The sequence below is a fragment of the Streptomyces mutomycini genome (genome assembly GCF_001700505.1).
In the GTDB taxonomy this organism is placed as follows: domain Bacteria; phylum Actinomycetota; class Actinomycetes; order Streptomycetales; family Streptomycetaceae; genus Streptomyces; species Streptomyces mutomycini.
In genome coordinates, this window is record NZ_MAPV01000191.1 from 1 (window position 1) to 20,697 (window position 20,697).

Below are 20,697 nucleotides of genomic sequence, written 5' to 3' on the forward strand. Positions count from 1 at the left end.
ACCCCGGTCCCTCCCGTCCCCGCCCGTTCACCCGTGGTCGGCCGGCTCGGGGTCGTGACCGTGATGGTGGGCATCTTCTCCCTGGTCACCACCGAGATCCTGCCGATCGGCCTGCTCACGCCCATCGGCACCACCTTCGGGATCTCGGACGGCAGCGCGGGACTGATGATGACCGTGCCCGGCCTCCTGGCAGCCGTCGCCGCCCCCGTGGTGACCGTCGCGACCCGGCGGATCGACCGGCGGCTCATGCTCTGCGCCCTGATGCTGCTGCTGGCGGTGGCCGACTTCCTCGCCGCCGCGGCTCCCGCCTACTGGGTCATGATCGCGTCCCGTGTTCTCGTCGGGCTCGCGATCGGCGCCTTCTGGTCCATCGGCGCGGGGATCGCGCCCCGTCTGGTCCCCCCGGAGCAGGTCGGCAGGGCGACCTCCGTGATCTTTTCCGCGGTTCCGCTCGGTTCGGTGCTCGGTGTGCCTTTCGGGGTGTTTCTCGGCGATGCCGCCGGGTGGCGCACCGCGTTCACTGCGATGGGGCTTCTCACGTTGGGCGTGTGCGGGGCCCTGATCGCGCTGATGCCTCCGCTGCCGCCGGAGAGCACCACGGGCCTCGGCGTCCTCGGCGGACTGATCGGCGCGGCCCGTATCCGGGCCGGACTGATCGTCACGTTCCTCGTCGTGCTGGCGCACTTCGGCGCTTACACCTACGTCACGCCCTTCCTGGAGGTGGAGACGCACGCGAGCACGCGCTTCGTCACCCTCGTGTTGCTCGTCTACGGCACGGCGGGTGTCGTCGGCAACTTCGCCGCGGGCGCGCTCGTACGGCGCTCGCTGCGCGGCACCTTCGGTGTGGCGGCGGGCATGCTGGCGGCCTCGACCCTGCTGTTGCCGGTCCTCGGCACGGATGAGGGCGGCGCGGTGGTGCTGCTGATCGTCTGGGGGCTGGCGTACGGCGCGGTGCCCGTGTGCAGCCAGATGTGGTTCCTGACATCGGCGCCCCGGACGCCGGAGGCGGCCTCCGTGCTGTTCACCTCGTCGTTCCAGGCGACCATCTCGCTCGGTGCGCTGGGGGGCGGAATCGTGGTCGACGCGTCTTCCCCGACGACGGTGATGATCCTGGGCGGGGCCACCGCGGCGCTCGCGCTGGTGACGTTGCGGGTGATCGGCGGTCCGGGCGGCCCTCACACCGGGCCCCGCACGGCGGACGGACGCCGGAGCACGGCCGTCCACCGTGCGGGGAAGGAGAGTTGACTCGCCTACGCCATCGACTCGGCGTAGCGGAGCGCCAGTTCGGCCGCGCCCGCTTCCGTCAGCGAGCCGTGCAGGCGCATCCGGGCCACTCCCCCGTCGGGGTAGGCGTCCAGGCGTACGTGGGTGACCACGGCCTCGGTGTCCAGGACGAGGCCGATCCAGCCGGCCGCGTTGCCCTTGAGGCAGGCGGTGTCGATCTCGACCGCGCGGACCGCGCCCCTGGCGGGCAGGCGGAAGCGCACCCAGTCGTTCGTGTCCCGGACCCGGCGGCGGCGGTTCTCCCAGCCGTCGTCCATCGTGCGGGAGGTGCCGGGCAGGATGATCTGGGCCGGCGAGGAGTAGAACCGGTCCGACGCGTCCTCGTACGTGCCGCCGTTCAGGATCGAGATCAGGTCGACCGTGCCGAGTGCGGCGAGCCAGGCCGGATCGGGGACGACCTCGCCATGGACGCGGAGGCGGGCGATGCCTCCGTCGGGGTGCTGGCAGACGCGCAGGTGCGTGTAGCGGCGGCCACCGGTGATCTCGAAGCCGTTGGCGGCGTGGCCGCGTACGGGTGTCGGCGGGATGATCTCCTCCCACTTCACGTCGTCGGCGAGGAGTTCCTCCGGTCCGGGGGCGCCCTCCACGGCCGTCGCTCGGACGGAGACGCGCTGTGGGTAGTTCCCGCGGAAGTGGGCGGTGTCGACGACGATGCCGCGGATGATTCCGGGTGCGCCCAGCCGGACGATCGCCCAGTCGTGGTCCTCGGGGGCGGGGAAGGGGTGCTCCCCGTCCGCGCCCCGGCGGCGGCGGGTCTCCCAGCCGTCCATGATCTTGCCCTTGTGGCCGAACCGCTCGGGATCGAAGACGGCCGGTCCGCGGATCAGGAGGTTCTCGCGCTCGGCGAAGAACTCGTCGTTGGCGGCGATCACCCCCGCTCCGAGACGGCGGTCCGCGAGGTCGACCAGCCCGGTGAAGGTGAAGTCGCCCGAGCGGTAGTCGGCGTAGGGGTCGCCGCCGCCGTAGGAGGCCGCGTCGTTCGCGTGCGGGTCGTTGGAACCGGGCTCCGTCTGGATCTTGTCGGTGGGCATGTGCTCACTGTGCCGCCCGGCCACCGATCAGGTCCATCGAAAGTTTTCGTACGGTTCTTTCAGTTCTGCTTAACGAAAGTGGAGGCCACCTCTTCCAGCGCCGCCAGCACCCGTGCGACAGCCGGACCTTGTTCGGCTCCCTGCCGTACCGCCGCCACCACATGGCGGTGGGGGCGGTCGGCCTCCAGGACCCGCATCACCACTCCGTCGCGCGGCCGGTCGGACGCCGAGACCATCCTGGGGATCAGGGCGACCCCCATGCCCGCCCGCACCATGGCGAGGATCGCCGTCCAGCCGGCGGCGCTGTGGGCCTGCTCCGGGACGAAGCCCGCTGCCTCGCACGCGGCCGTGGTGATCTCCGACCACGGGCCGGACCCGCCGAAGATCCAGGCCTCCCGGGAGAGGTCCGCCAGCCGGAGCGCGGGCGCGCCGGCAAGGTGATGGCCGGCGGGCACGGCCACGTCCAGCGGGTCCGCCAGGAGGGGCAGCAGGGCGAAGCGGGGGTCACGGGCCGTCGGGGCGTGCGCCGCCAGGGAGAGCGCCAGGTCCACCTCACCGGCCGCCAGGAGGTCGTACGCCTGGGCCGCCTCCGCCTCCCGCACCCGCACCTCGGGCCCCGGCCGGTCACCGGCCGCCAGCAGACGTACAGCCGGGACGACGAGGGCGGGCACGGCGGTCGAGAAGGCACCGACCCGCACCTGCCCGGCGTCGCCCCGCAGATAGCCGGCCAGCTCGGCGTCGGCCCGCTCCAGCTGCGCGAACACGGCCTCGGCGTGGCGGAGCACCAGATGCGCGGCGTCGGTGAGCCGGACGCGACGTCCCTGCGCCTCCAGCAGGGGCACGCCGAGCTGTCCGGCGAGGTTGGTCAGCTGCTGCGAGACCGCCGACGGGGTCATGAGAAGCGCTTCGGCCGTGGCGGTGACCGTGCCACGGTCGCGCAGGGTGCGCAGGATGCGGAGCTTCTTGACGTCCCACTCGGTCATGGCCGAAACCTATCCGGAGCCCGGACATGCCGGTGCGCCGCTCGGTACGTCGTACCGGCGGCGCTCTCGGCAGAGCTCTCTAGGCCTGCTTCTCGGACTTGTCGAGGACCATGGTCAGGCCCGCGATCACGAGGAACAGGACGATCGGTGCCGCGACATAGAGGCCGAGGGTCTCCAGCACGTTCAGACCCGGGCCCGGGTCGTCACCGTCGTCGCGGGTCAGCGCGAGGGCCGGGGACGACATGAGCAGCATCATCAGCGTCGTACCGGCCGCGACGGCGCCGGCGCGCATAGCGTTCTTCTTGTCCACGGTGCAAACGTAGCGAACGCCTACGAGGGGCGCGCGCCCGGGGGTGCCGTACGGGACTCCGGGCCGTCGGCCAGGACGGCCATCAGCCGGTGCAGCCGCGGCGAGGCGGTGATCTCCTCCAGCGTGACGGGGTGGCCCTCCGCATCGGCGATGGGCAGGCGCCAGTTGGGGTACTGGTCCCAGGTCCCGGGGAGGTTCTGCGGGCGGCGGTCGCCCACGGTGTCCGGGAGCCAGATCCCGGCCATCCGCGCCGGGGTGCGCCGCAGGAAGCGGTGGACGGCACGGACCGCCGCCTCCTCGTCGCCTTCGCCCTCGGGCAGCAGCCGGAGCCGGGCCAGGCAGGCCAGCCACTCGGCGGTGTCCGCGGCGTCCTCGGCCAGTTCCCGCTCCAGGCTCCGCGTGAGCAGACCGAGCCGGTGGCGGAGCGTCACGTGCTCGCCCGTCAGCCGGGCGGCGGTGGACGGCAGGTCGTGGGTGGTCGCCGTGGCCACGCAGTCCTGACGCCACTTCTCGGGCGCGAGCGGGCGTCCGGTGCCGCCCCAGTCACGCTCGAACCAGAGCACGGAGGTGCCGAGCACCCCGCGCCGGGCGAGCGCCTCGCGCACGCCGGACTCGACGGTGCCGAGGTCCTCCCCCACGACGACGGCACCGGCGCGGTGTGCCTCCAGGACGAGGACGGCGAGCATCGCCTCGGCGTCCTGGGCGACGTACGTGCCCTCGGTGGGCGGGCGCCCGCCGGGCACCCACCAGAGCCGGAAGAGCCCCATGACGTGGTCGATGCGCAGAGCTCCGGCGTGGGCGAGGAGCCCGCGCAGGAGCCGGCGGAAGGGGGCGTAGCCGGACGCCGCGAGGGCGTCGGGGCGCCAGGGCGGCAGTCCCCAGTCCTGGCCGTGCGCGTTGAAGGCGTCGGGGGGCGCGCCGACGGACATGCCGTGCGCGAAGGCTTCCTGCTGCGCCCAGGTGTCGGCGCCGTCGGGGTGGACACCGACCGCGAGGTCGTGGACGATCCCGACGGCCATGCCGGACTCCCGTGCGGCGCTCTGCGCGGTGGCGAGCTGGGTGTCCGTGAGCCAGACGAGCCGGCAGTGGAAGTCGACCCGGTCCAGCAGTTCGGTGCGGGCGCGGGCGCTCAGCCGGGAGCGGGGGTCGCGCAGCCCTACGGGCCAGACGCGCCAGTCGGGGCCGTGCACCTCCGCCAGGGCGCACCACAGGGCGTGATCCTCCAGGGCCTGGCCCTGCTCGGCGAGGAAGTCGCAGTAGGAGGCCCTGCGTCCGGGGGTCAGGGGGACCTCGTGGATCAGCTCCAGGGCCTGCTTCTTGAGCTCCCACACTGCGTCCCGGTCGATCAGCGCGCCCTTGTTGAGCACGGCCTCGCGCAGCGCCGCGGCTTCCTGGCGCAGGTCGTCCAGCGCCGCCCTGCCGGGCTCGCCGACGTGGCCGTACTCCGGGATCGACTCGATGTGCAGATGGACGGGATCGGGGAAGCGGCGCGAGGAGGGGCGGTACGGCGACGGGTCGGTCGGCCTGCCTGGTACGGCGGCGTGCAGCGGGTTTACCTGCACGAACCCGCTCCCCTGGGTCCGTCCCGCCCAGGCGGCGAGGTCGGCCAGGTCGGCCAGGTCGCCCATGCCCCAGGAGCGGGCGGACAGCAGCGAGTAGAGCTGGACGAGGAAGCCGTGCGTGTGTGCGGGCGGCTGGGGTACGCGGTCCGGAGCGACGACGAGGGTGGCGGTGGCGTAGCCGTGGTCAGCGGTACGGACGGTCAGCCGGTGGACACCCAGGGGCGGTTCGGTCCACCAGGAGGGTGTCCTCGGGGTGTCCGCGGTCGCCGCGGGAGCCGGGAGAACCCGCATGCGCAGGGGCGGGGGCGCGCCTTCGGCCGCCTCTTCGGGGGCGACCGTGAGGACCGCGCCGGGCGGCAGCGCGGTGAGCGCCGCGGGCAGCGGCTCTCCGGACCAGGCCACCACCGTCGGCGGGAGCAGTCGGGAGGCCGCTGCGGATTCGGCTGCGGCGAGCGATCTCCGCACCTGCGCGGGAGTGGCGGCGTCGACGCCCAGCGCGGCGAGCACGGCCGTGACCGTGTCGTCGGGGACGGACACCGTGACATCCGCGGACGGGGAGAAGGAGGTGGCGACGCCGTGCAGTGCGGCGAGCCGGGACAAGCCCATTCAGACTCCTGGGGACTCCATGCCCCCTGCGGTGCCAGGTGCTGTCGGCTCGCTGGTCAGAGGGGCGACGGCGGCGAGCGGAGGCTCGCTCGTGAGAGGTGTGGCGTCGGCGAGCGGGGGCTCACTGGTGAGCGGGGGCTCGCTGATCAGCGGGGCGCTGTCGGCGAACGCGGATTCACCGGTCAGGTGGGAGACGTCGGCGAGCGGCAGCTCACTGATCATCGGAGGGCTGGTGAAGGTCGGGGACGCCTTGCCTGCAAGCGGGTCATGACCCATGGGGCTCGGTACCTGTTTGGAGAGGGCGGAGAGCAGAAGCTGCGCGGAAGCGGGCATGTTGGCCTCCTGGCCGTGGACAACAGGACACAGCAGACCTACCCAACTGACGCGAGTGCAGGCGTGGACGTGACATAGGCGTTATGACAACGAGCCCAACGTGCCGTGGGTCACATGCCGTTCCCACGCATGCCGGGTATGGGAGATTTTCAGCCACTTGGCGACTCTCCCCAGGGCGCCCACGCGCCACACCGTGTAACAGTTCGGGCATTTCCACCAAAACGGCCATGCGCATTGACACCCCCGCGCCCCGGTGGTGGGGTCGGACGTCATTGCCGGGCGAGGCTGAGGGCGAAGGAGTACGGCGTGAAGCTCGGGCGCAGGAGGCATGCGACAGCCGTTGCCGTCGCCGTGATCGGCGGGCTGCTCGGCCCGGTCGCACCGGCCGCCGTCGCGGCCCCCGCCACCCCGGCCGGTCCTGCCGCGACCGCCGCGGACCGCGCCGACGGCAGCCGGCTGCCCGCTGTCTGGCCCCGCCCGCAGTCCGTCGAGGCGTCCGGGCAGGCCGTCACCCTGGGAGCCGAGGTCACCCTCCTCGCCGGCCCGGAGGCCGATCCGTACGCCGTGGAGGCGCTCAGGGCCCTCCTGCGGGAGGCCGGCGTACGCAGGGTGCACGACACCCTGCCCGGCAAGGGCCCGGTGATCCGGCTCGGCGGCACGGACGCGGGCCGGGCGCTGCGGGCCATGCGCGTGCCCGAACGCGCCGACCTGCCCTCCGGGGGCTACCGCCTCGCCGTGGGCAGGGTCGGGGACCGGCCCGCGGTGACGCTGGACGGGGTCGGCGAGGACGGGCTGTTCCACGGCGTCCAGACCCTGCGCCAGCTCGTGGAGGACGGCACCGTCGCCGGAGCCGTGGTCCGCGACTGGCCGGGCACGGCCGTGCGCGGGACGGCCGAGGGCTTCTACGGGCAGCCGTGGACCCGCGCGGAGCGGCTCGCCCAGCTGGACTTCATGGGCCGCACGAAGCAGAACCGCTACCTCTACGCGGCGGGCGACGACCCCTACCGGCAGGCCCGCTGGCGCGAGCCGTATCCCGCCGAGGAGCGCGCCGACTTCCGTGCGCTGGCGGCGAAGGCTCGGGCCGAACACGTGACCCTCGGCTGGGCCGTCTCGCCCGGCCAGGCGATGTGCATGGCGTCGGACGAGGACGTGCGGGCGCTGACCCGGAAGATCGACGCGATGTGGGCGCTCGGGGTGAGGGCCTTCCAGCTGCAGTTCCAGAACGTCAGCTACAGCGAATGGCACTGCGACCAGGACGCGGAGACGTTCGGCAGCGGACCCGAGGCGGCGGCCGGGGCGCATGCCCGGGTCGCGAGCGCGGTCGCCCGGCACCTCGCGGACCGGCACCCGGACGCGGAGCCGCTGTCGGTGATGCCGACCGAGTTCTACCAGGACGGCGCCACCGCCTACCGCACGGCACTCGCCGCGGAGCTGGACGACCGGGTACAGGTGGCCTGGACCGGCGTCGGGGTCGTACCGGAGACGATCACCGGGCACGACCTGGCGGGCGCGCGGGCCGCCTTCCGCCGCCCCCTGGTCACCATGGACAACTACCCGGTCAACGACTACGCGCAGGACCGGATCTTCCTCGGCCCGTACACCGGCCGGGACCCCGCTGTGGCCGGCGGGTCCGCGGCGCTGCTCGCCAACGCCATGGAGCAGCCGTCGGCGTCCCGTATCCCCCTCTTCACGGCCGCAGACTTCGCCTGGAACCCGAAGGGGTACCGGCCGCAGGAGTCCTGGCAGGCGGCCATCGACGACCTGGCGGGCGGCGACACCACCGCCCGGGCCGCCCTGGGCGCCCTGGCGGGCAACAGTGCCACCTCGCTGCTGGGCGGCGACGAGTCCGCGTACCTCCGGCCGCTGCTGACCGCGTTCTGGGCGTCACGTCCGTCCGCGCACCCGGCGGACACGGCCGACGGCGGCAAGGCGGCCCGTGAGCTGCGGGCGGCCTTCGGCGTGATGCGGCGCGCGCCGCAGGAGCTGGAGGCCCTCGCGAGCGGCCGGCTCCGGGACGAGGTGCGGCCGTGGAGCGAACAGCTCGCCAGGTACGGCAGGGCGGGCGAGCTCGCCGTCGACCTGCTGCGGGCGCAGGAGCGTGGCGACGGGGCGGCCGCCTGGCAGGCCCAGCTGGAGCTGGAGCCGCTGCGCAGGAAGATCGGGGCGGGCACGGCGACGGTCGGCAAGGGCGTCCTGGACCCGTTCCTGGACCGGGTGCTCGATGAGGCCGGCGCCTGGAACGGCACCGACAGGGACGCGGGAACGGTGAGCGGGGACGCGCACGGTTACACGCTGCGGCTCGACCGCGCCCGCCCACTGGAGGCCGTCACCACGCTGGCCCGGCCGGGCGACGGCACGGCGGACGCGGTCCTGGAGGCCCACGTCCCGGGTGAGGGCTGGCGCGGGCTCGGGCCCCTGTCGGCGGCGGGCTGGACACAGACGGCGGTGAAGGGGCTGCGTGCGGACGCGCTGCGGGTCAGCGTGCCGTCCGCCCACCCGGTCCTCGCCGGCCCCCTGACCCCGGGGATCACGCGCACCGCCCCGGCCCCGGACGCCCCGGAGGTGCGGGCGCTGGTCCCCTGGTTCGGTGACGAGCCGGCGGCCCGGCTCGCACTCGTCCGCGACAGGACGGACGCCGTGATCGGTGGTGGTACCCAGCGGGTGGAGGCGCGGCTGGCCGGCGGGCGCCCCGGCAAGGTGAAGGGCGCGCTCACGGCGAAGGCGCCCAAGGGCATCGAGGTGAAGGTGCCGAAGCACACGACGGTGACCAGGGGCTCGCGCACCGACGTCCCCGTGGACATCACCGTGCCGGACGGCACCCCGGCCGGCGAGTACGAGGTGCCGCTGCGCTTCGGGGGCGAGGAGAGCACTCTGATCGTGCGGGCCTTCCCCCGCACGGCGGGCCCTGATCTGGTGCGTACGGCCACGGCGTCCTCGTCCGGCGACGAGACCCCGGACTTCCCGGCCGCGGCGGCCTCCGACGGCGACCCGGAGACCCGCTGGTCCTCACCCGTCGAGGACGGCGCCTGGTGGCAGGCCGAGCTGCCCGGACCGGTCCGGCTGGGCCAGGTCGTGCTGCGGTGGCAGGACGCCTACGCCTCCCGCTATCGCGTACAGGTCTCCCCGGACGGCCGCACCTGGCGTACGGCGGCGACCGTGCGGGAGGGAGGGGGCGGACGCGAGGCCGTCCGGATGGACGCGAAGGACACCCGATTCATCAGGATCCAGGGCGACGCCCGGGCCACGCAGTACGGCTACTCACTCTGGTCGGTGGAGGCCTACGCGGTGGCCGGAGAGGACAAGGACACCCCCTGAGGCACCGGAGGCCCGGCCCTCAGGCGGACACGCCGTCGATCCGGGCCATCACGTCCTCCGCGCCGAACGGCTGCAGGTAGGGCAGCCAGCGCGGATCCCGGTGGCCGGTCCCGATGATCCGCCAGGCGAGGCCGCTGGGCGGTGCCGGCTGGTGGCGCAGCCGCCAGCCCAGCTCGGGCAGATGACGGTCCGCCTTGACGTGGTTGCAGCGGCGGCAGGCCGCCACCACGTTCTCCCAGGCGTGCTGCCCGCCGCGGCTGCGGGGGATGACGTGGTCGACGCTGGTCGCGGCGGCACCGCAGTACATGCAGCGGCCGCCGTCCCTCGCGAAGAGCGCCCGGCGGGTGAGGGGGACGGGCCCACGGTAGGGGACCCTCACGAACCGCTTGAGGCGGACGACACTGGGCGCGGGCACGGCACGAGTGGCACTGTGCATGAAGGCGCCGGACTCCTCGAGGCAGATGGCCTTGTTCTCGAGGACGAGGACGAGCGCGCGGCGGAGAGGTACGACGCCGAGCGGCTCGTACGAAGCGTTGAGAACCAGGACGTGCGGCACGTGGATGCCTCCTTGTACGCCGGCGACGCGTGGCTCGCGCCGGGACGATCCATCTCAGTTTCTCCTCATGCCTGGTCCGAGCGCCACCACGTGCGGGTAACGGGCCCGAGGGATTTGCCTCACCGGCCTGTCGCCCGCCCGGCCCCGCGACGCCGGAAGGGGCCCTTCAGCAGGGCCGTCGGCCCCGTAGTGCGACAGGCCACACCCTCCGCACCCGGGGGTGAGACGTGTCTCTCCCTCTTCGGCGGCAACGAACCACCCCCCGAGCTTCGTTACTGTTGTTGGTCTGCTGTCGCCCCACCTGGAGGTCCCCGCCGTGTCCCTGTCCGCCCTCCTGGCCGCGGCTCCGTCCCCCGGGGCTGCAGGCTCGCTGGACGAAGCCGCCGAGCGGGCCGGGAACGCCGCAGGCTGGGTCGAGGAGAACTGGTCCACCTGGCTGAACACCGGTCTCCGTATCGTCCTCATCGCGGCCATAGCGATCGTGCTGCGCTATCTGATCCGGCGCGCGCTGACCAACCTCATCGACCGGATGAACCGCAGCGCCCAGGCGGTGGAGGGCACGGCCCTCGGCGGCCTGCTGGTCAACGCGGAACGCCGCCGGCAGCGCTCCGAAGCCATCGGCTCCGTGCTCCGCTCGGTCACGTCGTTCCTCATCCTCGGCACCGCGGCCCTGATGATCCTGGGCGCCTTCCAGATCAATCTGGCCCCCCTGCTGGCCTCCGCGGGGGTCGCCGGTGTGGCGCTGGGCTTCGGCGCGCGCAATCTCGTCACCGACTTCCTCTCCGGCGTCTTCATGATCCTGGAGGACCAGTACGGCGTCGGTGACACGATCGACGCGGGTGTCGCCTCGGGCGAGGTCATCGAGGTGGGGCTGCGGGTCACCAAGCTGCGCGGCGACAACGGCGAGATCTGGTACGTCCGCAACGGCGAGGTGAAGCGGATCGGCAACCTCAGCCAGGGCTGGTCCACGGCCGGTGTCGACGTCACGGTGCGCCCGGTCGAGGAGCTGGAACCGGTCCGCAAGGCGATCTCCGCGGCGGGCGAGACCATGACCAAGGAAGAGCCCTGGTCGGAGCGGCTGTGGGGCCCGGTGGAGATCCTCGGCCTGGACGCGGTGCTGCTCGACTCGATGACCGTACGGGTCACGGCGAAGACCATGCCGGGCAAGGCGCTGGGCGTCGAGCGCGAGCTGCGCTGGCGCATCAAGCAGGCGCTGGACGCGGCCGGCATCCGGATGATCGGCGCCCTCCCGCCGCTCCATCCCGACGCGGCGTCCACCGCCGACCCGACGGCGGCCATGGCGGCCCCCTCGGCGTACGCGTCGACGACGTCGCCGCAGTCTCTGGCCGCCACCCCGATAGCGCCGCCGAATCTGGCGAAGTGACCCACCGCGCACAGCGCCCCCGCAGGTAACGCTTCTGTTGCCTGCGGGGGCGCTTCCCATTGACGGGTGGGTGACGCCTTGACGGGTGTGACGCCTTGACGGGTGGGTGACGCCGTCCTACCTTCCTCTCATCAACAGGAAAGTTTCCTGACAGAGAGCGGGTGCGTCACTCATGGCCGGCCCCACACCGGGTACCCCCCGCGTTCTGCGCGCCATGAACGACCGGGCGGCGCTCGATCTCCTCGTCACCCAGGGGCCCCTGACCCGCACACGCATCGGCGAGCTGACCGGGCTCTCCAAGCCCACCGCCTCACAGGTGCTGGCGCGGCTGGAGGAGGCGGGCCTGGTCCGCTCGACCGGCAGCCAGAGCGGGCGGCCCGGGCCGAACGCCGTGCTCTACGGGATCGACCCGGCGGCCGGCCACGTCGCGGCCCTCTCCGCCGGGCCCACCGGCATCGACGCGGTCGTCGCCGACATCACCGGCACCGTGGTCGGCGCCTGCCGGGTCGAGGCCGACGCGGTCGCGGAGGACGTACGCCACCGCACCGCACAGCTCGTCGCCGAGGCCGTGGACGGTGCCCTGCGCCCCACCGGGCTCGGCCACGCCGACCTGGCCGCCGTGGTGGTGGGCACCCCGGGCGCGATCGACCCGCGCACCGGACAGCTGCGTTACGCGCCCCATCTGCCCGGCTGGCACTCCCGAACCCTGCTCGCGGATCTCGCCGAGGTGGTCGGAAGGCCGGTCGTCATCGAGAACGACGTGAACCTCGCGGCCGTCGCCGAGAGTTACGCGGGTGCGGCCCAGGACCACGACCACTTCGTGCTCGCCTGGCTCGACGAGGGCGTGGGTGCCGCGATCGTGCTGGGCGGCGCCCTCCTGCGCGGCGCCACCGGCGGCGCGGGGGAGATCGGCTACATGCCGCTGCCCGGCGCCCCGCTCGCCCGCGGCGGCGCTGCCGGCCGGGCGGGTTCCGGCGCGGGGGGCGGCTTCCAGAGCCAGGTCTCCTGCCCCGCCGTGCGCGGCCTGGCCGGCGGCAGGCCGCTGGCCGAGGCCCTCGCCGACGAGGCCGTGCTGGCCGAGGTCGCCCGCAGACTGGCGACCGGCCTCGCCGCCGTCGTCGCCGTCGTCGACCCCGAACTGGTCGTCCTCTCCGGCCAGGTGGCCCTGGCCGGCGGGGAGGAACTCCGCGAACGGGTCGAGGCCGAGATGACCGGTCTGGCGCTGTCCCGTCCGCTGCTCCGCATCAGCGACATCGAGGGGGATCCGATCCTGACCGGTGCGCTGCGAACGGCCCTCGCCCAGGCGCGCGACAGCGTCTTCGACACAGCCTGAGACAACCGTCGCCCCGGTGGCGGACCGCCGCCGGCCGCCCTGCTCCGCAGGACTCCATCCCTCCGCCGCGTACGGGCGGATCGTCCACGAAGGAATCAGATGAAGCTCGCAGTAGTCGGTGGCGGGTCCACCTACACCCCGGAACTGGCCGACGGTTTCGCGCGGCTGCGGGACACCCTGCCGGTCGAGGAGCTCGTGCTCGTCGACCCGGCCGCCGACCGGCTGGAACTGGTCGGCGGCCTCGCGCGGCGGATCTTCGCCAAGCAGGGTCACCCCGGAAGGATCACCACCACCTCGGACCTGGACGCCGGGGTCGCCGACGCCGACGCGGTGCTGCTCCAGCTCCGCGTCGGCGGGCAGGCCGCCCGCAACCAGGACGAGACCTGGCCGCTGGAGTGCGGCTGCGTCGGCCAGGAGACCACCGGCGCGGGAGGTCTGGCGAAGGCGCTGCGCACGGTGCCGGTCGTCCTCGACATCGCCGAGCGGGTGCGCCGCACCAACCCCGACGCGTGGATCATCGACTTCACCAACCCGGTCGGGATCGTCACCCGGGCGCTGCTCCAGGCCGGGCACAAGGCCGTCGGCCTGTGCAACGTGGCGATCGGCTTCCAGCGCAAGTTCGCCGCGCTGCTCGGCGTGACGCCCGGTGAGGTGCACCTCGAACACGTCGGGCTGAACCACCTGACGTGGGAGACGGGCGTGCGCCTGGGCGGCCCGGACGGTGAGGACGTCCTGCCGAGGCTGCTCGCGGAGCACGGCGACGCGATCGCCGGCGACCTGCGCATGCCCCGGCAGATCGTCGACCGGCTCGGCGTCGTCCCCTCCTACTACCTGCGGTACTTCTACACGCACGACGAGGTCGTCAGGGAGCTCGGCACGAAGCCGTCCCGCGCGGCCGAGGTCGCCGCGATGGAGAAGGAACTCCTGGAGATGTACGGCGACCCGGCCCTGGACGAGAAGCCGGCGCTGCTGGGCGAGCGCGGTGGCGCCTTCTACTCGGAGGCGGCCGTGGACCTGGCGTCCTCGCTGCTCGGCGGGGGCGGCTCCGCGGTGCAGGTGGTCAACACGTACAACAGGGGGACGCTGCCGTTCCTGCCGGACGACGCGGTGATCGAGGTCCAGGCCCGGGTCGACGGCACGGGCGCGGTCCCCCTCGCCGTGGCCACGCCGGACCCGCTGTACGCCGGGCTGATCGGGCAGGTCACCGCGTACGAGGACCTGGCCCTGGACGCCGCGCTGCGCGGTGGCCGCGACCGGGTGTTCAAGGCGCTGCTGGCCCATCCCCTCATCGGCCAGTTCGAGTACGCGGAGGCGCTCACCGACAAGCTGGTCGCGCACAACCGGGAGCACCTGGCGTGGGCCTGACCGCACATGTGCTCGCGATCGACGCGGGCAACAGCAAGACCGACGCGGCCGTGATCGGCGCCGACGGCACGGTCCTCGGCTCCGCGCGCGGTGGCGGCTTCCAGCCGCCGGCCGTCGGGATCGACGTGGCCGTGGACGGGCTGGCGGATGCGGTCCGCCGGGCACTCGCGGCGGCCGGGGCCGACGGTGTCGAACATGTGTCGGCGTGTCTCGCCAACGCGGATCTCCCGGTCGAGGAGGCGGAGTTGACCGCGGCACTGGGGGCCCGGGGCTGGGGCCGCACCGTGGAGGTGCGCAACGACACCTTCGCGATACTGCGTGCGGGGGCCGACGGCCCCCGGGGTGTGGCCGTGGTGTGCGGCGCGGGGATCAATTGCGTCGGCATGCGGCCGGACGGAGCCACCGCCCGCTTCCCCGCGATCGGCCGTATGTCCGGTGACTGGGGCGGGGGTTCGGGGCTCGCGGAGGAGGCGATGTGGTTCGCGGCGAGGGCCGAGGACGGCCGCGGTGAGCCGACCGGGCTGGCGCGGACCCTGCCGGGCCACTTCGGGCTCGACTCGATGTACGCGCTGATCGAGGCGCTGCACCTGGGGCACATCCCGTACGAACGCCGTCACGAGCTGACCCCGGTGCTGTTCTCCACCGGTGCGGCCGGGGACCGGATCGCGCGTGACCTGGTGGACCGGCTCGGCGACGAGGTCGTGGCGATGGCCTCGGTCGCGCTGGCCCGGCTCGGTCTGCTGGAGGAGGAGGTGCCGGTCGTGCTGGGCGGCAGTGTGCTGGCGGCCCGCCACCCGGCACTGGACAGCCGGATCGCCGGGCTCCTCGCCGTACGCGCCCCGAAGGCGCAGGTCCGGGTCGTGTCGGCTCCACCGGTGCTGGGCGCCGCGCTGCTGGGTCTGGACCACACGGGGGCCGCCCCCCGGGCGCACAACAGACTGCGGGCGCACTACACTTGAGGGCCGGTGAGTGAGGGCGTCCCGTGGCTGTGTGTCACGGGACGCCCTTCGCGTACGGGAACCGGTCAGATTCCCCGTACGTGTCATGAGGAGAGGGATCGGCCCGCTCCGGAGCCGCCGTCCCGGGACAACGCCTTGATCGTCCGCGCTCGTCCTGATCGAATACGGGGAAAGACGAGGGATTTGGGCATTCCTGGTGGATGGTGGTCCCTGGGGCCATACTTCTGGGCCAGGACCAGTCGTCCCCCGGTCGGCCGGGGGGCCGGGCCGTCGTCAGTGACCGAGGGGGAGGTCAAGTGACATACCCGCCGAGCGGGACCGCGCCGCGGGAGCCCGGGACGGATCGGTCGTCCGCGCCCGTGACCGTGCCCGCGCAGCGCGGTGGCGTCCGGACCGCGGCCGAGCGGCTCCGTGCCGCGGCGACGACCGAGCCCGGCAGGCTGCGGATCGCGGGCGCCGCGCTGGCCCTGCTCGTCGTGGCGTTCGGGGCGGTCACGTTCCTGGAGATCTCCGGGCGCGCCTCGTCCGCCGACGACGTGGTGACCCGCAGCCAGCCGCTGAGCGCGGACGCCGCGCGCATCTACCGTTCGCTGGCCGACGCGGACACGATGGCGGCGAGCGGCTTCCTGGCGGGAGCGCAGGAGCCCCCGGACGTGCTCGCCCGGTACGACGCGGACATCAAGGAGGCCTCCCGGCTGCTGGTCGAGGCAGCGGCGAGCACCGACGCCTCGACCTCCTCCCACCGCGAGATCACGACGCTGAGCGAGCAACTCCCCGAGTACACCGGTCTCGTCGAACGGGCCCGCGCCAACAACCGGCAGGGGCTGCCGCTCGGCGGTGCCTACCTCCGCTACGCCAACCAGAAGATGACGGCCGAACTCCTCCCCGCGGCCGAGCGGTTGTACGCCGCCGAGACCGGACGGCTCGCCGCCGACTCGGCCGACGCGCGGCAGTTCCCCTTCCTGTCCCTGGGTGCCGGAGTGGTGGCACTTGCCGCGCTGGTGTGGATGCAGCGGCGCAACTACCGCAGGACGAACCGCGTCTTCAACCACGGGCTGCTCGCGGCGACGGCCGCGGCGGCCGTGGTGCTGCTGTGGCTGGCCGTCGGGCACACCCTGGCCAGGGCGGACCTGCGTAGCGCGACGGTGCACGGGCAGGAGTCACTCGACGTCCTGAACAAGGCTCGGATCAACTCGCTGAAGGCGCGCTCCAATGAGAACCTCACCCTGGTCGCCCGTGGTGCCGTACTCACCCCGGACGGCACGGACCAGTACGAGACCGACTACAGCACGGGCATGAAGGAACTCGGCGCACAGCTCAGGAGCGCGGAGGAGCTCGCCGACGACCTCACGGGGAGCGAGCCGGTGGGTCGGGCCATCGACAGCGTGTCCGAGTGGCAGGAACGCCACAAGAAGGCCCGGACGACGGACGACCGGGGCGAGTACGACAGTGCGCTGCAGCAGATCATCGGCCCGGAGAACTCCACGGGCCAGTCCTTCGAGCGGGTCGACGACGCGCTGGAGAAGGCGCTCGCCCACGAACAGGACGAGTTCGACGCGGCGGCCGAGGACGGCCGCGGCGCGCTGGGCGGGCTGCCGATCGGGGCCGCGGTCCTCGCCGTGCTGGGTGCGGCCGCCGCGGTCGTCGGGGTCAACCGCAGGCTCTCGGAGTACCGGTGAGGGGACGAGCGATGACCAGGGTGAAGAACCGGGCCGCGCGCGGCAGGCTCCACGGCTGGGGCGGAGTGACGGGCATGGCGGTGGCCTGCGTCGTCACCGCCTCGCTCACCCTGCTGCCGCTGGCGCACGGCGACGGGACGTTCGGCGGGCGGAGCGCGGGCCATGACGCCTCCGCCTCCATGCCGGACAGGGCCGAGACGTGCAAGGACCCGGAGGCGAGCGTGCCCGCGTCGGACGCCGACGGCCCGAGCATCGAGAAGATCAAGCAGCGCGGGAAGCTGATAGCGGGCGTCGACCAGAACAGCTTCCAGTGGGGCTACCGGAATCCGGAGAGCCGCACCCTGGAGGGCTTCGACATCGATCTCGTGCGGGCGATCGCGGAGGACATCCTCGGTGACCGCGACGCGGTGATCTTCCGTGCCATCCCCACCAACCAGCGGATTGCCGCGCTGGAACACGACAAGGTCGACGTCGTCGTGCGCACGATGACGATCAACTGCGAGCGTGCCGGCCAGGTTGCGTTCTCGACGGCGTACTTCCAGGCCGGCCAGCAGGTCCTGGCCCCCAAGGAGTCCTCGATCGAGGGCTACGACAAGTCCCTGAAGGGCAAAAGGGTCTGCACGGCGGAGGGCTCGACGGCGTACGACGCGCTGAACGAGGAGTCCTTCGGCGCGGTGTTCAGGGACGAGCACGACGAGACCGGGCTGGACGAGGACCTGCTGACCGTCCCCAACCAGCTGGACTGCCTGGTGCGGCTCCAGCTCGGCGAGGTCGACGCGGTGGTCACGGACAACGCGCTGGCGGCCGGCCAGGCGGCCCAGGACCCGGCGGTGGAGCTCAAGGGCGACAAGCCGTTCACCACCGAGTACTACGGCGTCGCGGCGAAGCTCGGCGCCGACGACCTGGTGGCCCGGGTCAACCACGTACTGGACGATTACCGCCGGGGCGGCGACGACAGCCCCTGGATGACGTCGTACCGCGAGTGGCTGGCGACGGGACTGCCCGGCATCACGGGGCCCCCGGCGCCGAAGTACCGCAGCAACTGAAGCCGTCGGGGCCCCGGGCCCGGCGGCACGAACGGAGAGGTGATCGATGGGCGTGGCGGGATCCTTCCCCGGCTTCACGGGGAGGCCCCCCGGCCCGGTCATGGGCCGGGACGAGGCGGACCGTACGCTGGCCCGGCTCCGCGCGGAGCACGAGGCCATCGAGACCTCGCTCCTCGCCCTGGAGGAGCATGCAGGCCGCCGGCTCCTGGAGGGCGCCACTCTGGCCGGTGTCACCAAGGAGCGCTGGGGCTCCGCCAAGCGGTCGATCACGCTGCTCTGGCGGTACTTCGACGCCTACGCCGGCACGCTGGCCTCGGCCCGTGAGATCCGGGCCAGGCGCCGCTACCCCGGCAGGAGCGACCTGGTGGCCCTGACCGACCTGCTGCGCGGCGACGGTGTGACCGTGGCGAACCAGGCAGCGGCCGGCCCGGGCGCCTCGCTCACCGGTCCGGCCCGGCTGTCCGAGCGGTTCACGCTGGAAGAGCTGGTCGCCCGGATGAACGACCTGTACGCCCAGGCTCTGGACATGATCCTCGCGTCGGACTCCGTATGGTCGGCGCTGCCCGCCCGGATCGACCTGCTGGCCGCCGAGCTGCGCCGCACCGGCTCGCTGGCGCACTCCGTCGGGGTGCGGCCCGGGGAGCATCCGGCCGGTGACGACCTGGAGTCGATCGCCGAGGAGCTGACCACGCTGCGGGAGCAGGTGATCTCGGATCCGCTGGCGTTCTGGGTGCCGGGCCCCGGCAGCGCGGCACCCGGAGGCGGGCGCGCCGACACCACGCGCTACGACCGGGCGGCCCGCGCACTGGAGGACGTGCGCCGGGAGATCGAGGCGGTGCTGGCGGTCCGGCAGGACGCCGAGCAGCGCCTGGTCCAGGTGCGGGACCTGCTGTCGCGCGCGAACCGTACGCTCGCCGAGGCCCGGTTGGCGCGCGGCGAGGTGCTGGCGAAGATCGCCGCCTCAGAGGTGCCCGCGGTCAGCGGACCGCCGACCGTGCTGCAGGAGCGGCTCGCTGCGGCGTCGGCGTACCGCAGGCACTCGCAGTGGAACCGGCTGTCACCGCTGCTGGAATCGCTGGAGCGGGAGGCGGAGGAGGAACTGCTGCGCGCCCGGGAGTCGCTGACCTCCGTCACCGGGCCGCTCGCGGTCCGTGCGGAGCTGCGCGGCAGGCTGGACGCGTACAGGGCGAAGGTGGCCCGGCACGGTCTGGCGGAGGACCCTCTCCTGATCGAGCGGTACGACGCGGCGCGCCGGATGCTGTGGAGCGCGCCGTGCGATCTGCGGGTCGCCGAACAGGCGGTGCTGCGCTACCAGCGGGCCGCCACGGATCTGCTGACACCGCACAGCCCGGACGCGCACGACGGACAGGGGGAGAGATCGTGAGTACGCAGTGTCAGCGCCCCGAGTGCGGGGGCGGTTACGAGGACATGGGCGGCGGCGAGCTGTACTGCGACACCTGCGGTCTCGCGCCGGTCGTCTCGCCGACGGGCATGGTGAGTTCACCGCCCACCGGCATCGCGGGCGGCGGGGCTGCCGGCGGCAGGAGGAGCGGGAGCACCTCGCAGCGGACCGGTTCGCAGGCGTCCGCCCGGTCCTCGTCCCGCTCGTCGACGTCCAGGCGTTCGGTGTCGGGGCGGCTCTCCCGCTCCCTGTCCGGCAGCTCCACGTCCCGGTCCGTGTCGGTGCGCTCCTCGGGATCCTCCACGGGCTCGACCTCGGGGCGCGGCAGGCTCGGCGCGGGCCTGGTGCTCGTTCCCGACGTGCCGAGGCCCGACCCGTACACGGCGGTGATGGAGAAACCGGAGGTTCCCGAGCGGAAGCGGTTCTGCTCGCGCTCCGACTGCGGCGCGCCGGTGGGCAGGGCCCGCGGTGAACGGCCGGGCCGCACCGAGGGGTTCTGCACCAAGTGCGGGCACCCGTACTCCTTCGTGCCCAAGCTGCGCGGCGGCGACATCGTGCACGGACAGTACGAGGTGGCGGGCTGCCTGGCGCACGGCGGGCTCGGCTGGGTCTATCTCGCGGTGGACAGGGCGGTCTCCGACCGCTGGGTGGTCCTCAAGGGCCTGCTGGACACCGGGGACCAGGACGCCATGGCGGCGGCCATCTCGGAGCGGCGCTTCCTCGCGGAGATCGAGCACTCCAACATCGTCCGCATCTACAACTTCGTGGAACACCTGGACCAGCGCACCGGTTCGCTCGACGGCTACATAGTGATGGAGTACGTCGGCGGGAAGTCGCTCAAGGAGATCGCCAACGAGCTCCGTACCCCGGCAGGGAGGCGGGACCCGCTGCCGGTCGAGCAGGCGTGCGCGTACGGGATCGAGGCGCTGGAGGCGCTCGGCCACCTGCACAGCCGCAACCTGCTGTACTGCGACTTCAAGGTCGACAACGCGATCCAGACCGAGGACCAGCTCAAGCTCATCGACATGGGCGCGGTGCGCAGGATGGACGACGGCGAGTCGGCCATCTACGGCACGGTCGGCTACCAGGCTCCCGAGGTGGCCGAGGCCGGCCCCTCCGTGGCCTCCGACCTCTACACGGTCGCGCGGACGCTCGCGGTGCTGACCTTCGACTTCCAGGGGTACACCAACGTCTTCGTGGACTCGCTGCCGGACCCGGACAACATCGAGGTGTTCCGTCGCTACGAGTCGTTCTACCGGCTGCTCGTGCGGGCCACGGACCCGGATCCGGCGCGCCGGTTCTCCTCGGCCGCGGAGATGGCGGAGCAGCTGACGGGGGTGCTGCGGGAGGTGGTCGCCCTGCAGACGGGGCGTCCGCGGCCGGCCCTCTCGACCCTGTTCGGCGTGGAGATGCGCGTGACGGACACGGAGCTGTTCGCTGCGCCGACCGACGAGGTGTCCCGGCTCGGCGCCCGTCCCGCGGCGCCGTCCGGCGGCGCGGGACGCTTCGGTCGGCGCCGCCGGACGGCCGCCCCGGCAGTCACCCCGCC

The 20,697-nt window shown here is 73.2% G+C and carries 16 protein-coding genes; 10 read left to right on the forward strand and 6 right to left on the reverse strand.

Features of this window, described 5'->3' with window-relative positions:
* Positions 1–1,245: MFS transporter (locus BFF76_RS24865; protein ID WP_420877223.1), on the forward strand; the 1,245-nt coding region annotated here is incomplete at its 5' end.
* A 5-nt stretch (positions 1,246–1,250) separates the two neighbouring features.
* On the opposite strand, the gene alc is transcribed toward BFF76_RS24865, so the two are convergent.
* From alc to BFF76_RS24890, 5 genes are all read right to left on the reverse strand, one after another.
* Complete coding sequence (gene alc, locus BFF76_RS24870) at positions 1,251–2,315, reverse strand: allantoicase (RefSeq protein WP_065849103.1); 1,065 nt, start codon at positions 2,313–2,315, stop codon at positions 1,251–1,253.
* Between the two features lie 59 nt (positions 2,316–2,374).
* Complete coding sequence (locus BFF76_RS24875) at positions 2,375–3,298, reverse strand: LysR substrate-binding domain-containing protein (protein WP_053928606.1); 924 nt, start codon at positions 3,296–3,298, stop codon at positions 2,375–2,377.
* A gap of 79 nt (positions 3,299–3,377) precedes the next feature.
* The gene (locus BFF76_RS24880) at positions 3,378–3,608 is read right to left on the reverse strand and encodes a hypothetical protein (RefSeq protein WP_234316699.1); all 231 of its coding nucleotides are present in this window, start codon (positions 3,606–3,608) and stop codon (positions 3,378–3,380) included.
* Between the two features lie 20 nt (positions 3,609–3,628).
* Complete coding sequence (gene malQ / locus BFF76_RS24885) at positions 3,629–5,776, reverse strand: 4-alpha-glucanotransferase (protein ID WP_065849095.1); 2,148 nt, start codon at positions 5,774–5,776, stop codon at positions 3,629–3,631.
* On the reverse strand, positions 5,777–6,109 hold the full coding sequence (locus BFF76_RS24890; protein ID WP_031092032.1) for a hypothetical protein: 333 nt from the start codon (positions 6,107–6,109) through the stop codon (positions 5,777–5,779).
* A 306-nt stretch (positions 6,110–6,415) separates the two neighbouring features.
* Here BFF76_RS24890 and BFF76_RS24895 point away from each other — a divergent pair, with 306 nt between their 5' ends.
* Entirely contained in the window at positions 6,416–9,424 is a 3,009-nt protein-coding gene (locus BFF76_RS24895; protein ID WP_065849096.1) for a glycoside hydrolase family 84 protein, read from the forward strand.
* Positions 9,425–9,443: 19 nt separating this feature from the next.
* Here BFF76_RS24895 and BFF76_RS24900 read toward each other — a convergent pair whose 3' ends face one another.
* The gene (locus BFF76_RS24900; RefSeq protein ID WP_053928608.1) at positions 9,444–9,980 is read right to left on the reverse strand and encodes an HNH endonuclease; all 537 of its coding nucleotides are present in this window, start codon (positions 9,978–9,980) and stop codon (positions 9,444–9,446) included.
* 316 nt (positions 9,981–10,296) lie between these two features.
* Between BFF76_RS24900 and BFF76_RS24905 the strand changes: the two genes are divergently transcribed.
* The 8 genes from BFF76_RS24905 to BFF76_RS24945 form a co-directional block, all read left to right on the forward strand.
* Positions 10,297–11,364: a mechanosensitive ion channel family protein gene (locus BFF76_RS24905; protein ID WP_065849097.1), complete on the forward strand. Its 1,068-nt coding sequence runs from the start codon at positions 10,297–10,299 to the stop codon at positions 11,362–11,364.
* Between the two features lie 172 nt (positions 11,365–11,536).
* Positions 11,537–12,697 (forward strand): ROK family transcriptional regulator, encoded by a 1,161-nt coding sequence (locus BFF76_RS24910; RefSeq protein ID WP_065849098.1) that lies wholly within the window; start codon positions 11,537–11,539, stop codon positions 12,695–12,697.
* Positions 12,698–12,796: 99 nt separating this feature from the next.
* Positions 12,797–14,062 (forward strand): 6-phospho-beta-glucosidase, encoded by a 1,266-nt coding sequence (locus BFF76_RS24915; protein WP_065849099.1) that lies wholly within the window; start codon positions 12,797–12,799, stop codon positions 14,060–14,062.
* Positions 14,053–15,021 (forward strand): N-acetylglucosamine kinase, encoded by a 969-nt coding sequence (locus BFF76_RS24920; protein WP_065849100.1) that lies wholly within the window; start codon positions 14,053–14,055, stop codon positions 15,019–15,021. The genes BFF76_RS24915 and BFF76_RS24920 overlap by 10 nt, the downstream gene beginning before the upstream one ends.
* A 296-nt stretch (positions 15,022–15,317) precedes the next feature.
* The gene (locus tag BFF76_RS24925) at positions 15,318–16,700 is read left to right on the forward strand and encodes a hypothetical protein (protein ID WP_065849101.1); all 1,383 of its coding nucleotides are present in this window, start codon (positions 15,318–15,320) and stop codon (positions 16,698–16,700) included.
* A gap of 11 nt (positions 16,701–16,711) precedes the next feature.
* Positions 16,712–17,746 (forward strand): glutamate ABC transporter substrate-binding protein, encoded by a 1,035-nt coding sequence (locus BFF76_RS24930; RefSeq protein ID WP_031092048.1) that lies wholly within the window; start codon positions 16,712–16,714, stop codon positions 17,744–17,746.
* 46 nt (positions 17,747–17,792) lie between these two features.
* A complete protein-coding gene (locus tag BFF76_RS24935; RefSeq protein ID WP_031092050.1) occupies positions 17,793–19,130 on the forward strand; it encodes a coiled-coil domain-containing protein in 1,338 nt (445 codons plus the stop codon).
* Positions 19,127–20,697 (forward strand): serine/threonine protein kinase (locus BFF76_RS24945; RefSeq protein ID WP_244167341.1); only part of this gene is annotated, 1,571 nt, incomplete at its 3' end. The genes BFF76_RS24935 and BFF76_RS24945, both read left to right, overlap by 4 nt.